The organism is Methylobacterium sp. J-001, assembly GCF_022829565.1.
In the GTDB taxonomy this organism is placed as follows: domain Bacteria; phylum Pseudomonadota; class Alphaproteobacteria; order Rhizobiales; family Beijerinckiaceae; genus Methylobacterium.
In genome coordinates this window covers 134,969-150,162 of sequence record NZ_JAKSYN010000133.1, presented here as the reverse complement: position 1 = coordinate 150,162, position 15,194 = coordinate 134,969, and the positions used below count along the sequence as shown (strand labels likewise).

12 protein-coding genes are annotated in these 15,194 nt (G+C 69.6%); 7 read left to right on the top strand and 5 right to left on the bottom strand.

Annotated elements, in window-relative coordinates; translation table 11 throughout:
• Positions 1–147: 147 nt before the first annotated feature.
• From MKK65_RS15900 to MKK65_RS15875, 6 genes are all read left to right on the top strand, one after another.
• Complete coding sequence (locus MKK65_RS15900; RefSeq protein WP_243958883.1) at positions 148–885, top strand: PRC-barrel domain-containing protein; 738 nt, start codon at positions 148–150, stop codon at positions 883–885.
• On the top strand, positions 882–2,252 hold the full coding sequence (locus tag MKK65_RS15895; protein WP_243958813.1) for an MFS transporter: 1,371 nt from the start codon (positions 882–884) through the stop codon (positions 2,250–2,252). The genes MKK65_RS15900 and MKK65_RS15895 overlap by 4 nt, the downstream gene beginning before the upstream one ends.
• A 203-nt stretch (positions 2,253–2,455) precedes the next feature.
• On the top strand, positions 2,456–4,225 hold the full coding sequence (locus MKK65_RS15890) for an ABC transporter ATP-binding protein (RefSeq protein WP_243958811.1): 1,770 nt from the start codon (positions 2,456–2,458) through the stop codon (positions 4,223–4,225).
• Positions 4,226–4,249: 24 nt separating this feature from the next.
• Entirely contained in the window at positions 4,250–5,179 is a 930-nt protein-coding gene (locus tag MKK65_RS15885) for a glutaminase (RefSeq protein ID WP_243958809.1), read from the top strand.
• A 78-nt stretch (positions 5,180–5,257) separates the two neighbouring features.
• The gene (locus tag MKK65_RS15880) at positions 5,258–6,667 is read left to right on the top strand and encodes an MFS transporter (protein ID WP_243958808.1); all 1,410 of its coding nucleotides are present in this window, start codon (positions 5,258–5,260) and stop codon (positions 6,665–6,667) included.
• A 197-nt stretch (positions 6,668–6,864) separates the two neighbouring features.
• Positions 6,865–7,878, top strand: coding sequence for an adenosine kinase (locus MKK65_RS15875; RefSeq protein WP_243958806.1), 1,014 nt, complete (start codon positions 6,865–6,867; stop codon positions 7,876–7,878).
• Between the two features lie 75 nt (positions 7,879–7,953).
• Here MKK65_RS15875 and MKK65_RS15870 read toward each other — a convergent pair whose 3' ends face one another.
• Together MKK65_RS15870 and MKK65_RS15865 are read right to left on the bottom strand one after the other, a co-directional pair.
• Positions 7,954–8,925: an NADPH:quinone oxidoreductase family protein gene (locus tag MKK65_RS15870; RefSeq protein ID WP_243958804.1), complete on the bottom strand. Its 972-nt coding sequence runs from the start codon at positions 8,923–8,925 to the stop codon at positions 7,954–7,956.
• A 55-nt stretch (positions 8,926–8,980) separates the two neighbouring features.
• A complete protein-coding gene (locus tag MKK65_RS15865) occupies positions 8,981–11,068 on the bottom strand; it encodes a PAS domain-containing sensor histidine kinase (RefSeq protein ID WP_243958802.1) in 2,088 nt (695 codons plus the stop codon).
• 95 nt (positions 11,069–11,163) lie between these two features.
• On the opposite strand from MKK65_RS15865, the gene MKK65_RS15860 reads away from it, so the two are divergent.
• A complete protein-coding gene (locus tag MKK65_RS15860) occupies positions 11,164–11,826 on the top strand; it encodes a GrpB family protein (RefSeq protein WP_058193060.1) in 663 nt (220 codons plus the stop codon).
• Here the strand turns inward: MKK65_RS15860 and polA are convergent.
• The 3 genes from polA to MKK65_RS31560 are packed head-to-tail and all read right to left on the bottom strand — an operon-like array spanning position 11,723 to position 15,166.
• Complete coding sequence (gene polA / locus MKK65_RS15855; RefSeq protein WP_243958800.1) at positions 11,723–14,863, bottom strand: DNA polymerase I; 3,141 nt, start codon at positions 14,861–14,863, stop codon at positions 11,723–11,725. The genes MKK65_RS15860 and polA overlap by 104 nt on opposite strands.
• A gap of 22 nt (positions 14,864–14,885) precedes the next feature.
• Positions 14,886–15,038: a DUF86 domain-containing protein gene (locus MKK65_RS15850; RefSeq protein ID WP_243958798.1), complete on the bottom strand. Its 153-nt coding sequence runs from the start codon at positions 15,036–15,038 to the stop codon at positions 14,886–14,888.
• Positions 15,023–15,166 (bottom strand): HepT-like ribonuclease domain-containing protein, encoded by a 144-nt coding sequence (locus MKK65_RS31560; RefSeq protein ID WP_409565434.1) that lies wholly within the window; start codon positions 15,164–15,166, stop codon positions 15,023–15,025. Before MKK65_RS31560 ends, MKK65_RS15850 begins: the two co-directional genes overlap by 16 nt.
• Positions 15,167–15,194: the final 28 nt, after the last annotated feature.

Below are 15,194 nucleotides of genomic sequence, written 5' to 3'. Positions count from 1 at the left end.
CGCCCAGGTCCGGCGGCAGGGTGGCGTTCGCAGGCGGGGTCTCGCCGGCGGCGGGCCCGAATCTGGCCGATCCGGTCCAGGTGCTGCCGGCCCGCCGGCTCGGCCCGGCTCTTCCTTAGAGGACGTAGCGTGTTCAGAACCAACCGGATGATCGCGGCCGTGACGCTCGCCCTGTGGGCATCGGGCGTGGCGGCGCAGGCCCCGGCCCATGGGGGCGATGGCACATCCGGACAGACGCCGCCGCCGAGCCCGCCCGTGCAAAGCGCGCCCAACGCTCAGGCGACGCCGAGTGCGCCCTCGGTGACGGCGCCCCCGGTACCGGCGCCCATGCCGGCGCCATCCACGACCGCGACGCCGGGCGCCCCGACGGTTGCGCAGCAGCAGGGGACCCCGGCTACCGTCCTCGACACCCAGGATTACGAGAGCCTGCTCGGTCGCAGCGTACGCAGCGCCGGCGGCGACGAGTTGGGCCGGGTGATCGACATCATCATCGACAAGGATGGGCATCCCCGGGCGGCGATCATCGATTTCGGCGGTTTCCTGGGCGTGGGCACCCGTAAGATTGCCGTGGACTGGCGGGCCCTGCGCTTCACCCCCGACGGCAACAAGGAGCGCAAGCTGTCTGTCGCGCTGAGCCGCAACCAGGTCCGCGTGTCACCCGAATACAAAGCCGGCGAGCCGATCGTCGTGCTGGGCCCGGCCAGTCCCGCCGCCGCCACGCCCGAGGCCGACCAGGCGACGACCGCGGCAACGCCGGCCGCCCCCCCTGCTGCGCCCGCACCCGCCGCCGCTCCGATGCCCCTCCCTACCGCGACGGGAGCTGCCAATCCCGCGCCGGCCACCCCGCTCCCCGCCACCCCTCCGGAAAAGGCTCCGGATAAGTGACGGTGGCCCGATCGAAGGCAAGACCCGCCGTTTCGCCCCGCGAGCGCGAGGTGTCCCGACAGGATCCGCGGTCGCGACCCGTCCGCCTGAAGGATCCGTCGGCCGAGGCCGCGCGCGAGCCGGCTCGGGCCGCCGCGGAGGTCGCGCCTTTGGACCGAACGGTATCGGCGGTGAGCCGCCACGGCCTCGACGCCTTCGCGTTCTTCGTGGCCAACCTGCAAACCGGGTTTGGGCCGTTCCTGGCCGTCTACTTCTCGCAAGCGAAGTGGACACAGTCCGATATTGGCTTCGCCCTGACCGTGGGGAGTCTCGTCGCCCTTCTGGGGCAGGTGCCGGGCGGTGGCTTCGTCGATGTGGTGCGCTCGAAGCGCTTTGCGGCCGCGGTTGCGGTGATCGGCATCTCGGGCAGCGCCTTCGCGCTGGCGGTTTGGCCGAGCTTCCCGGTGGTTCTACTCGCGATGGCCGTCCATTCGGGGGCGAGCTGCGTGCTGACACCGGCGATTGCAGCGATCAGCATCGGGCTGGTTGGCCGCGCCCGGGCGGGCGAGCGCCTCGGCCGCAACGCGAGCTTCGCGGCAGTCGGCAACGCGCTCGGCGCCGCCGGCATGGGCGCCATCGGCTACTATCTGTCGAACGGGGCCGTGTTCTATCTCACGGCGGCCCTGGTGGTGCCGACGATCATCGCGCTGACGCGGATCCGCGCCGAGGAAATCGATGCCAACGTGTTCAGGGAACCGGCCCCCGCCCAATCACCGCGCACCTCGGGGAAGGACGGGATCCGGGCGCTGCTGACCAATCGCGGGCTCCTGTGCTTCTCGGCCTGCATGGTGCTGTTCTTCCTTGCTAACGCCGCCATGCTGCCACTCGTGGGCAGCGTCCTGACTTTGCGGGCGAGCGAGACCGCCACCGCCCTGATCGCCGCCTGCATCATGGTCCCGCAGGCCGTGCTCGCGGTGAGCGCCCCCGCGGTCGGGCGGGCCGCAGAACGCTTCGGCCGCTACCCGGTGCTGCTCCTCGGCTTCGGTGCCCTGCCCGTGCGTGGCCTGATGCTCGCCTATACGACCAACCCTTATGGCCTCGTCGCCATCCAGGTGCTGGACGGAATCTCCGCCTCGGTGCTCGGCGTGATGGTTCCGCTCGTGGTCTCGGATCTCACCCGGGGGACGGGGCGTTTCAACCTGGCGCTCGGGGCGGTCGGCACCGCGATGGGCGTGGGTGCCGCCCTTTCCACATCGCTCGCCGGGATCATGGCGGATCGTCTGGGCAGCCACAGCGCTTTCCTGGGGCTCGCCCTTATGGGCTTCGCGGCCTTCATGCTGGTGGCGCTGATCATGCCCGAGACGCGCCAGCCCGCGGAGGATGCGTGAGCCGCGGCACCAGATTCGCTTGCGTGTATCCGCGCCGCTCAAGCGGCGTTCAGGTTTGACAGATAAAAGCGCGCGGGAGGTGCGGGCCGGTGCAACATATGGCAACGCTGTCGCGTTGCCGCTGCGGGTCCGACTGCGCCCGCGTTGCACTCCGCCTCAGCCCGCACCAGCCAGTGCCGCGTGAATACGGAATGGTCACCGCGATGGAAGAGCTGCACCAATACGCTGAGAGGCCCTTCGCCTTCGTCGGGCGATACCTCCGGCGCCGCTGGGTGCCCCACCTGGTGATCCTGATTTCCGTGCTCGGCGCGGTCGGGTTCTCGGTCTCGACCGACTATGCCCTCAAGGGCGTGGTCGACGCGCTGACCAAGGGTCCAGGCCCGGGCAACACCGTTGTCTGGGGGGCGCTCGCCGTCCTGATCGGCTTCATCGCGGCCGACAACATGCTCTGGCGCGTGGCGGCGCTGACCGGGGCCTTCACCTTCGTGGGCGTCACCGGCGACATCCGCCGGGACCTGTTCCGGCACATGACCGGCCATTCCCCGACCTTCTTCTCCGACCGGCAGCCCGGCACCCTGGCCTCGCGCATCACCGCGACCTCGAACGCGATCTTCACGGTCGAGAACATGTTCGTGTTCAACGTGATGCCGCCCACCGTCGCGGCCTTCGGGTCGATCGCCTACATCGCCACCGTCAACACCACCATGGCGGCGATCCTGGCGGGCGTGTTCGCTGCCGTGGTCGTGCTGATGTTCAAGATGGCCGCGGCCGGCAAGCCGCTGCACCACGATTTCGCCGCGAAGGCCGCTTCGGTGGACGGCGAGATGGTCGACCTCGTCGGCAACATGTCGCTCGTGCGCGCCTTCTCGGGCTTCAAGCGCGAGGGCCAGCGCTTCGAAGGCACCATCGCCACCGAGATGCGTGCCCGGCGCTCGTCGCTGCTCTATCTCGAGAAGCTGCGTATCGTGCACGCGGTGCTCACCGTGCTGGCGGTGTTCGGCTTGCTCTACTGGGCAATCCAGATGTGGGAGGCCGGGCAGGCGACCAATGGCCAGGTGGTGCTGGTCTGCACGCTGGGCATCCGCATCCTGGCAGCCACCCGAGACCTCGCAGTGGCCCTGGTCGACGCGACCCAGCACACCGCCCGCCTCGCCGAAGCCCTGCACACCCTGCTCCAGCCCCACGACCTCGTCGACCATCCGGAGGCGAAGCCCCTCACCGGCCAGGGCGCGAAGATCGAGTTCAACCATGTCGCCTTCAACTATCCGGACGGGCGCCCGGTCTTCACCGATTTCGACCTGGTGCTCGAGCCTGGCCAGAAGGTCGGCCTCGTCGGCAAGTCGGGCGGCGGCAAGTCGACCCTGTTCTCGCTGCTGCAGCGCTTCTACGACGTGAAGAGCGGCGAGATCCGCATCAACGGCCAGACCATCGAGCGGGTGACCCAGGAATCCCTGCGCGAGGCGATCACGGTCGTCCCGCAGGACGTGTCGATGTTCCACCGCAGCTTGCGTGAGAACATCCGCTACGGACGGCCGGAGGCCACCGACGAGGAGGTCTGGCAGGCGGCCGAGGCAGCGCGCTGCACCGAGTTCATCCAAGCTCTGCCGGAGGGCTTCGACACCATGGTGGGCGACCGCGGCGTCAAGCTCTCGGGCGGCCAGCGCCAGCGCATCGCCATCGCCCGTGCCATCCTGAAGAACTCGCCGATCCTGCTGCTCGACGAGGCGACGTCGGCGCTCGACGCGGAATCCGAGCAGGCGATCCGTCAGGCTCTGGCGAACCTGATGAAGGGCCGCACCGTCATCGCGATTGCCCACCGTCTCTCTACGCTCCAGGATTTCGATCGGATCGTGGTGCTGGAAGGCGGCCGGATCATTCAGGATGGCTCGCCCGACAACCTGACCCATCTCGACGGCTTCTTCCGCGAGCTGATGAAGAAGGAATCGATGTCGATGTCCCTGGCTGCCGCCTGAGCGAGGCGCCCGGGTAAGCCGGCCGTGCCCGACCTCGACAGCGTCGTCCGGGAGATCTCGGAGGAGATGGCGCAACGCTCCGACCGGGGGGCGGTGGCCGACTACATCCCCGAACTCGCCCACGTGGACCCGAACCAGTTCGGCATCGCGGTGATCGATGCCGAAGGCCGGGTTACGACCGGCGGCAGCAGCGACACGCCGTTCTCGATCCAGAGCGTGTCGAAGGTGTTCACGCTCACCCTGGCGCTCGGCATGGTCGGCGACCGGCTGTGGAAGCGGGTCGGGCGGGAGCCATCGGGCAACCCGTTCAATTCCATCGTGCAGCTGGAGCGCGAGCGCGGGGTGCCGCGCAACCCGTTCATCAACGCCGGCGCCATCGCGGTGACCGACGTGATCCTCTCCGGCCACGAGCCCCGGGAGGCGCTGGGCGAGATCCTGCGGTTCATGCACTTCCTGGCCCAGGACCCGACCATCACCATCGACGAGCGCGTGGCAGCCTCGGAGAAACGCACGGGTTTCCGCAACACCGCACTCGCCAACTACATGAAGTCCTTCGGCGTCATCGAGAACCCGGTGGACTACACGCTCGGCGTCTACTTCCACCACTGCGCCATCGCGATGACCTGCCGGCAGCTGGCCATGGCGGGCCGGTTCCTGGCCCATAACGGCCGCAACCCCTCGACCGGGCACAACGTCGTCTCGGCCGAGCGGGCGCGCCGCATCAACGCGATCATGCTGACCTGCGGCCACTATGACGGCTCGGGCGAGTTCGCCTACCGGGTCGGCCTGCCGGGCAAGAGCGGCGTCGGCGGCAGCATCCTGGCGGTGGCGCCGGGCAAGGCCTCGATCGCGGTCTGGTCGCCGGGCCTCGACGCCGCGGGCAATTCCCATCTCGGCCGCGTCGCATTGGAGCGCCTGACCCAGCGCATGGGCTGGTCGGTGTTCGGGGCCTGACCAACTACCTTGCGCAGCGTCGCCTTCCTGGGCACTGCGCCAGCGTGGTGCTGCGGCACCTGAGGCAGGACCCAGCACATGACGACGAGTACAACGGCGCACACGTCGGGTAGTGTTCTTGATCCCGGCGCCATCCTGGCCCGCCTCGACCGGCTGCCGCCGACGCGCACGGTCTGGCGCTTCGTGGCTCTGCTCGGCCTCGGCTTCTTCTTCGAACTCTACGACCTGCTGTTCACCGGGTACGTCGCCCCCGGCCTCGTGAAGGCTGGGATCCTCACGCCGACGACCCCCGGGCTGTTCGGGGCCAGCGGCGTGGCGAGCTTCGTGGCGGCCCTGTTCACCGGGCTGTTCATCGGCACCCTGGTCTGCGGCTGGCTCGCCGACCGGTTCGGCCGCCGGGCGATCTTCACGTGGTCGCTCCTGTCCTACACGGCCGCCAACGTCGTGATGGCCTGCCAGACCGAGGCGTTCGGGCTGAACCTCTGGCGGCTGATCGCCGGGATCGGCCTCGGCCTCGAGATGGTGACCATCGGCAGCTACCTCTCGGAATTGGTGCCGAAGGGGATCCGCGGCCGCGCCTTCGCCTTGTGCCAGGGCATCGGCTTCACCGCCGTGCCGGTGGTGGCCTTCCTGTCCTACCTGCTGATCCCGACGGCGCCGCTGGGGATCGACGGCTGGCGCTGGGTGGTGCTGATCGGCGCCGTTGCGGCGATCGGGGTCTGGTGGCTGCGCGCCGGCCTGCCGGAGAGTCCGCGCTGGCTGGTCGAGCGCGGGCGGCTCGCGGAGGCCGACGCGGTCCTGCGGCGCCTCGAGGGCCAAGTCGCCGCCGAGTACGGCCGCCCCCTGCCGACGCCCGCGGCACCGGAGCCAATCCAGAGGCGGGGCGCGTTCGGCGATCTCTGGGTGCCGCCCTATCGGCGCCGGGCGCTGATGATGGCGGGCTTCAACGTGTTCCAGACGGTCGGCTTCTACGGGTTCGCTAACTGGGTTCCGACCCTTCTGGTGGCCCAGGGCATCACCATCACGTCGAGCCTCGCCTACACGGCGCTGATCGCGCTGGCAGCCCCAGTGGGACCGCTGATCGGGCTCGCCATCGCCGACCGGTTCGAGCGCAAGCATGTCATCGTCGCCGCCGCGCTGGTCTACATCGCCTGCGGGCTGGCCTTCGCGCAGACCCGGGACGTGTCGGTGATCGTCGCGCTCGGGATCGGCCTGACGCTCGCCTCCAACGTGATGTCCTACAGCTTCCACGCCTATCAGGCCGAGCTGTTCCCCACCGGAATCCGGGCCCGCGCAGTCGGCTTCGTCTATTCGTGGAGCCGCTTCTCGGCGATCTTCACGGGGTTCGTCATCGCCTTCGTGCTGCGCGAGGCCGGCACGCCGGGCGTGTTCCTGTTCATCTCCGCGGCGATGCTGGCGGCCGGGTCGCTGGTCGGGCTTCTCGGACCGCGTACCCGCGACGTGGCTCTGGAGAAGATCGCGGGGTGAGACGCGCTCCGCGCGCGGTCGAATCGTGTTAGCCTCCGCTCATGGTCACACCGAGCGCACACTCGACCTGACCCCGCCCAGAATGAGCCTGTCCGTGGCCGAGCTGTTCGCCGATCTCCCGCCCCCCGCAGAGCCCGCGGCTTGATCCGATCCGAGGCGGATGTCACAGCGGCGCAAACGCGAATCAGGACGCCCGGATGACCACACCCCTCGATCTCCTCGTGCTCGGCAACGCCATCGTCGACGTGATCGCCCGCACGGACGACGCTTTCCTCGCTGCCCAGGCCGTCACCAAGGGCGCGATGCAGCTGATCGACGAGGAGCGGGCGGAGGCTTTGTTCGCCGCGATGGGCCCGGCCACGATCGTCTCGGGCGGCTCGGGGGCCAACACCGCGGTGGGCGCGGCCCTGCTCGGCGCCCAGACCGGCTTCATCGGCAAGGTCCGGAACGACGAACTCGGCGGCCTGTTCGGCCACGACCTCAAGGCCACGGGCGTCGGCTTCACGGTGCCGCCGGCGAGCGAGGGGCCGGCCACGGCCCGCTGCTTCGTGCTGGTGACCCCGGACGGCGAGCGCACGATGAGCACCTATCTCGGCGCCTGCCAGGGGCTGAAGCCCGAGGACGTGGACCGGGCGCTCGTCACCTCGGCCCGGGTGGTCTACCTCGAAGGCTACCTGTGGGACCCGCCCGCCGCCAAGGACGCGTTCCGCAAGGCGGTCCAGATCGCCCATCAGGCCGGCAACGCGGTGGCGCTGACCCTGTCGGACGCGTTCTGCGTCGGCCGCTACCGGGACGAATTCCTGGGGCTGGTGCGCGACGGCAGCATCGATATCCTGTTCGCCAATATCGGCGAGCTCCAGAGCCTCTACCAGACCGACGATCCCGAGGCTGCCGTGGCCGCCCTGCGCGACGAGCGCAACGCCCGCGGCCGGCATCTGCTCGGCCTGGTGACCCGCTCGTCGGAGGGCGCCCTGGTGGTGCAGGGCGGCGAGGTCCGGTCCGTCGAGGCGAGCCCGGTGCGCGAAGTGCTGGACACGACCGGCGCCGGCGACCTGTTCGCCGCCGGGTTCCTCGCCGGCCATGCCCGCGGCCTCGACAACGTCGCCAGCGCCCGCCTCGGTACCCTCGCGGCCGCCGAGGTGATCCAGCATATCGGCGCACGCCCCCAAGCCGACCTCATCGGCCTGGCCAAGGAGCGCGGCCTGCTCTGAGGCGCCGCGCGAAGCCGCTCAGCGCCTCTACCCGGTTGGCAGTCGCAGAAGCATTCTCGAGGGCGGCCTGCCGGATCACGGCTGAAGCAGCACCTTGCCCACCGCCGCCCTGCGGGTCAGCAGGCCGAACGCCTCCGGGAAATCGGCGAGCGAATAGGTGCCGTGGACCTGCGCGGTGAGCTTGCCCTCGGCGACCCAGGCCAGCAGCCGGCGCTGGTCGGCCCGGTGCGCCTCCGGCTCGCGCTCCAGAAAGGCGCCCCAGTGGACGCCCTGCACGTCCAGCTCCTTCAGGAGCATCAGGTTGAGCGGCAGGCGCGGGATGCCGCCGGCCGCGAAGCCGATGACGAGGTAGCGGCCGCGCCAGGCCAGGGCCCGCAGGGCCGGCTCGGCGTAGTCGCCGCCGACCGCATCGTAGACCACGTCGACGCCGCCGCCGCTGATCCGGCGCAACTCGTCCTTCAGGGTCGCGGGGTCGTAGACCAGGGTGGCTTCGGCGCCGTGGGCGCGAGCGACCGCCAGTTTCTCCTCCGAGGAGGCGCAGGCGATCACCCGGGCCCCCATCAGCCGGCCGAGTTCCACCGCGGCGAGGCCGACGCCCCCGGAGGCGCCCAGCACCGCGAGCCACTCGCCCGGCTGGATACGCGCGCGGTTGGCCAGCGCGTGCAGCGAGGTGCCGTACGTGATGGTGAGCCCTGCGGCCTGCGCGTCCGGCACGGCTTCCGGCACCGGTGCGAGCTTCGCCGCGTCGATGGCGATCAGCTCGGCGCAGCAGCCATGGCCGGCATGGACGATGACTCGGTCGCCCACGGCGACACCCGAGGCCCCCTCCCCCAGCGCCTCGACCACGCCGACGCCCTCGCCCCCCGGTGAGAACGGCAGCGGCGGCTTCACCTGGTAGCGCCCGGCCACGATCAGCGTGTCGAAGAAGTTCAGGGCGGCGAGCCGGATCCGCACCAGGGCCTGCCCGGGGCCCGGCACCGGATCGGGGATTTCCACGATCTCCAGATGCTCCGGCCCGTCGAGCTTTGTGCACAGCAGCGCCCGCATCCTGTCCTCCCGGTTGGTGTCTTTCGCTCTGTTCAGGCCCGGACCGGCCGCGCGGTCAAGCCGTCCCGATCATCTCGCGGATGCGCGCGCCCAGCACCTCGACGACGAACGGCTTAGTGATCACCTGCATGCCGGGGTCGAGCTGGCCGTTGCCGAGCACCGCGTTCTCGGCGTAGCCAGTGATGAAGAGCACCTTGAGGCCGGGGCGCGTGGCCCGGCCAGCCTCGGCCATCTGGCGTCCGTTCATGCCGCCGGGCAGCCCGACATCGCTCACCAGCAGATCGATGCGCACGTCGGATTGCAGCACCTTGAGGCCGGCGACGCTGTCGGCCGCCTCGATCGCCGTGTAGCCCAGATCCTCCAGCACCTCGGTGACCAGCATGCGCACGGTCGGCTCGTCGTCGACCACCAGCACGGTCTCCCCCGGTGCCGCCCGGGCCGGCGCCCCGACCGCGGTGTGCGGATCCTCCTCGACCGCGCTGCCGCGGTGGCGGGGCAGGTAGAGGCAAACGGTGGTCCCCCGGCCGACCTCGGAGAGGATCCGGACCTGGCCGCCCGATTGCTGGGCGAAGCCGTAGATCATCGACAGGCCGAGGCCGGTGCCCTGGCCGATCGGCTTCGTGGTGAAGAACGGCTCGAACACCTTGCCGACGATCTCCGGCGCCATGCCGGTACCGGTATCGGTAACGCGCAGCACGAGATACTGCCCCGCCGGCATGTCCTTGCGCCGGGCTTCACGCGCGTCGAGCCGGGTGTTGGCGGTCTCGATCGTGATTCGGCCGCCCTCGGGCATCGCATCCCGGGCGTTGATGCACAGATTGAGCAGGGCGTTCTCGAGTTGCGGTGGGTCGACCAGGGCCGGCCACAGGTCCGGCGCGGCCGCCACCTCGACCGTCACGGCGGGGCCGACCGTGCGCCGGATCAACTCCTCCAGGCCGGCCACCAGCCGGTTCACGTCGGTGGGTTTCGGGTCGAGGGTCTGCCGGCGGGAGAAGGCGAGCAGACGATGGGTCAGCGCGGCGGCGCGCTTCGAGGCGCCCTGGGCGGCGTTGATGTAGCGGTCGACATCCATGACCCGGCCCTGGGCCAGCCGGGTCTGGATCAGCTCCAGCGAGCCCGAGATGCCGGCGAGCAGGTTGTTGAAGTCGTGGGCGATGCCGCCCGTGAGCTGGCCGACGGCCTCCATCTTCTGCGACTGGCGCAGGGCCTCCTCGGCGGCCGCCAGGGCGTCGGCGCGCTCGCGCTCGGCGGTGAAGTCGCGCCCCACCGCGTTGATGACACCCTCCCCGGGCCGAGCCGCCCAGGTGATCCAGCGGTAGCTGCCGTCCCGGTGGCGGTAGCGGTTGTCGAACCGCGTGTGGCTGTGCCCCTGTGCCAGCAGCTTGGCCCCCTCGATGGTGCGGTCGAGATCATCGGGATGGACGAAGCTGATCAGGTTGGTGCCGACGAGTTCATCGGCACGCCAGCCCAGCACCTCCGTCCAGGCCGGGTTCACGGCGGTCATCGTCCCGTCGAACAGGCAGCGCAGCATCATGTCCGAGGAGAGCGTCCACAGGGCGTTGCGGTCGGCGGTGCGCTCCTCGACCTGCCGGGCCAGGGAAGCGTTGAGGTCGCGCAGCTCCGTCAGCGCGGTCTCCAGCCGGGCCTGGCTCTCCGTGAGGGCGGCATCGGCCAGCACCCGGCCGGTGGTCTCGTTGGTCAGGATGAACAGGCCGGCGACCTTGCCGTCCGCGTCGAGCACCCGCGAATACGAGAAAGTCCACCACGTGTCCTGCGCGCCCCGGTCGGTATCGAGCCGCCACGGCAGGTCGATGAACCGTTCGGGACGGCCGTCCATGGCGGCCTCGATGATCGGCTTGGCCTGCGCCCAGCCATCGGCCCAGACCTCGTCGAACCGCGCGCCCATGGCCCAGGGCAGCCGCGGCCCGAGCAGGGGGAAGTACGTGTCGTTGAAGAAGAAATGGAGATCCGGCCCCCAGGCCAGGATCATCGATTCCGGCGAGTTGAGCACCAGCGACAGGGCGGAGCGGAACTCCGGCGGCCAGGTTTGGGGCGGGCCGAGGGGGTGGCCGGACCAGTCGCGCGCGCGGATCATGCGCGCGGCCTCGCCGCCGCCGGAGAGGAAGGCCAGGGGATCGGTCACGGGGTGATGGTGATCTGCATCATGGGTGATGCCGCGTATGACCGTCTTCGACCGTACTTCCAAGGCTGCTAGGCGTAAATTGAAGATTGACGGACATGATCCACGCTCAGCACTTCCATCTGACCGAAGACAATGACGCGGCCCACGCGGCTGCGGACCAATTATTCGCGGTGGTCCGGCGCGCACTCATGCCGATCCTGCCGCCCGCGGCGGAAATCCTGCACGTCGGCGCCACAGCCATACCGGGCTGCTTGACCAAGGGGGATCTCGATATCGTCGTGCGGGTCGAGGGCGCGGATTTCGCTGCGGCTGAACGTTGCCTCGCGGCACGCTTCACACGCAACGAGGGGTCAGTCCGCACCGATAGCTTCGCGGCGTTCGAGGATGCCGGCCGGACGCCGCATCTCGGGATCCAGCTGACCGTCAAAGACGGCCCCATCGATGTTTTCCACCGTTTCGCTGCGAACCTGCGCGCCGATCCCGAACTGGTGGACCGCTACAATACCCTGAAGCGCGCTCACCACGATCACCCGATGACGCTCTATCGCGCCGCCAAGGACGCCTTCATCAGCGATGTCCTGCGATCCCGGGCGTCACCGCCATCGCCGTCGCAGGACGGCAGTCAGACGGCCGGGCGTAGGCCAACGGACGCCGTCAGTGCGCCTCCTGCCAATTCCCCGCCGCGTTGGCCTCCACCACCAGCGGCACCCGGAGCGTCAGAGCCGGCGCCGGCGCCTCCTCCATCACGCCGCGGATGATCGGGATCGCCCGGTCGACCTCGTCCTCGGCGGCCTCGAAGACCAGCTCGTCGTGGACCTGCAGCAGCATGCTGACCTTGAGCTTCTTGGCGGTGAGCGCCCCCTCGATCCGGGTCATGGCCCGGCGGATGATGTCGGCGGCCGAGCCCTGGATCGGGGCGTTGATCGCCTGTCGCTCGACGCTGGCGCGCTCGGAGGGGTTGTTGGAGCGGATCTGCGGGTAGTGGCAGACCCGGCCGAACAGGGTCGTGACGTAGCCCTTGTCCCGGCAGATCTTCTTGGTGGTGTCGATGTAGTCGCGGATGCCCGGGAACTGCTCGAAATACTGCTTGATGAACGCCGAGGCCTCTTCCCGGCCGATACCGAGCCGGTCGGCCAGACCAAAGGCCGAGATGCCGTAGATGATGCCGAAATTGATCGTCTTGGCCCGGCGCCGCAGATCGGGCGTCATGTCCTTGAGCGGCACGCCGAACATCGCCGAGGCGGTCGCCGCGTGGATGTCGATCCCGTCCTCGAACGCTTTGCGCAGCTCCGGGATGTCGGCCATGTGGGCCAGCAGCCGCAACTCGATCTGCGAGTAATCCGCCGAGATCAGCCGGTTGCCCGGCGCAGCCACGAAGGCGCGCCGGATGCGACGCCCCTCCTCGGTGCGGATCGGGATGTTTTGCAGGTTCGGCTCGGACGAGGACAGGCGCCCCGTGGTCGTCGCCGCCAACGAGAACGAGGTGTGGACCCGGGCGGTCTCCCGGTCGGCATGGGTCTGGAGTGAATCCGTGTAGGTGGATTTCAGCTTCGAGAGCTGGCGCCACTCCAGGATCTTTTTCGGCAGTTCATGCCCGGCCTGGGCCAGTTCTTCGAGCAGGGTCGCGGGCGTCGCCCACTGGCCGGAGGGCGTCTTCTTCGCCCCCGGCAGGCCCATCTTCCCGAACAGAATGTCGCCGATCTGCTTAGGCGAGCCCACCGAAAATTTCTCGCCGGCATCCTCCTGGATCTCCTCCTCCAGGCGGACCAGGATCTGCGAGAAATCGCCCGAGAGCCGGCTCAGCATTTCGCGGTCGACCCGGATGCCGCGCTGCTCCATGCGGGCGATCACCGGCAGGAGCGGCCGCTCCAGGGTCTCATAGACGGCGACCCGATGCTCGGCGACGAGGCGCGGCTTCATCATCCGCCACAGGCGCAGGGTCACGTCCGCATCCTCGGCCGCGTAGGCCGTGGCCTTGTCGATCGCCACCCGGTCGAAGCTGACCTTGTTGCGGCCGGTGCCGGCCACGTCAGAGAACGTGATCGGCTGGTGGCCGAGATGGCGCCGGGCCAGTTCGTCCATGCCGTGGCCGCCCTTGCCGGCATCGAGCACGTAGGAAATCAGCATCGTGTCGTCGAACGGCGCGATCTCGATGCCGTAGCGGGCGAGCACGACCCAATCGTATTTCAGGTTCTGGCCGACCTTCAGCACCCCCGGATTCTCCAGGAGCGGCTTCAGCCGGGCGATGGCGTCCTTGAGCGGGATCTGGCCGGGCACCGGCTCGGCCACATCGGAGGCCGCCGCGCCCTCGCCGAACAGGTCGGTGGAATCGGCCTGCACCTTCGCGGCCTGGATATGGGCCAGCGGGATGTAGCAGGCCCGGCCGGTGGCGGTGGCCAGGGAGACGCCGACGAGCCCGGCCTTGTGGGCGTCGAGCGCGTCGGTCTCGGTATCGACTGCGACCACACCGGCCTCCTCGGCCTCGGCGATCCAGGCGTCGAGCTGCTCCAGGGACGCGACGGTCTCGTAAGCGGCCGTATCGAACGGCGCGACAGCTTCCGCGGCCCGGGCGGCCACCACGTTGCCCGGCGTCGCCTCGATCGGCGCCCGGGGCTTGGCCGGCGCGTCCGGCAGGTCGAGATCGGCGAAGGGATCGACCTCGCCCCCCTCGGGCGGGGCGGCGCCCGGCGGCCGCTCGGCCCCCGCCGCCGCGGTCTCCGGGTCCGGCGGCACGGAATCGCCGAAGAACGGCACCGCGTCGCTGCCGCCGGCGCCTTGGGACTTCGCGCCCGGCAGCAGCAATGGATCCGGCTTCACCGCCTCGGGGTCGACATGCAGCATCTGGGCGATGCGGCGCGTCAGGGTGTTGAACTCCATCGCCTTGAGGAAGCCGACGAGCTTCTGCGGGTCGGGCTCGGGGACGCGCAGGTCATCCAGGTCGACCGGGACCGGCACGTCCTCCACCAGGGCCACCAGCTTGCGCGACAGCTTGGCCTGCTCGACATTGGCCAGCAGGGTCTCCCGGCGCTTGGGCTGCTTGATCTCGCCGGCCCGCTCCAGCAGCGCCTCGAGGCTGCCGAACTCCTTGATGAGCGCCGCGGCGGTCTTCAGGCCGATGCCGGGCACGCCGGGGACGTTGTCGGAGGTGTCTCCGATCAGCGCCAACGCGTCGCCGATCTGGTTGGGCTGCAGCCCCTCCCACTTGGCGATGATCGCCTCGACATCGAGATTGCGCTCGGGCCGGTAGCCGGCCTTGCCCTTGGCGCCGGATTCGAAGTCGTAGAACCGCACAAGCGGCCCGACGAGCTGCATCAGGTCCTTGTCGGACGAGACGATGATGACGCCCGCGCCCCTTGCCTCCGCCTGCCGCGTGTAGGTGGCGATCAGGTCGTCAGCCTCGTAGCGCACCAGCTCCACCGCGTGCAGGCCGAAGGCCCGCACGGCATCGCGCATCAGTGGCATCTGGCGCTTGAGGTCGTCCGGCGCGTCGGGGCGATGGCCCTTGTAGTCCGGGAACATCTCCTTGCGGAACGAGCCCTCGGACTTGTCGAAGATGATGCCGAGATGGGTCGGCATGATGCCGGCCGCGCCCTCCTGGATGAACTGGGCGATCTTCGTGCAGAACAGCCGCACGGCGCCGGTGGGCAGCCCGTCCGAGGGACGCGAATTGTACTTCTGGTCCTGGTTGATCGACTGGAAATAGGCCCGGAAGATGAACGAGGAGCCGTCGACCAGGATCACCTGATCGCCCGGGCCGACCTTCTTGGGACTTGCAGCGGCGGTCTCGACGGTCATGGGCGCAGGCGTCTCGGGGCGATCAGGGCTCGGGCACGCGGTCGACCTCGGCACGGCAGGCCGCGACGAGAACGGGCAATTCGTCGTGGACGGTGAGCCAGACGATGTCCAGGGTCACGCTGTCGTAGCCGTGCCGGTAGACGTTGCCCGCCCCCGCGATCAGTCGCCACGGCACATCGGGAGTCGGGCATTCGCGGCAGCGCTCAGACGGCGGCTCGCTTCCGAGATGATCTCCAGGCAGCGCACGACGGCATAGTGGGTCCGTTCGTCAGCCGCGAAGGTTGGAAACGTGAACCCAGCCACGAAGGCGACGGCCCGCTGCGGGTTGGCG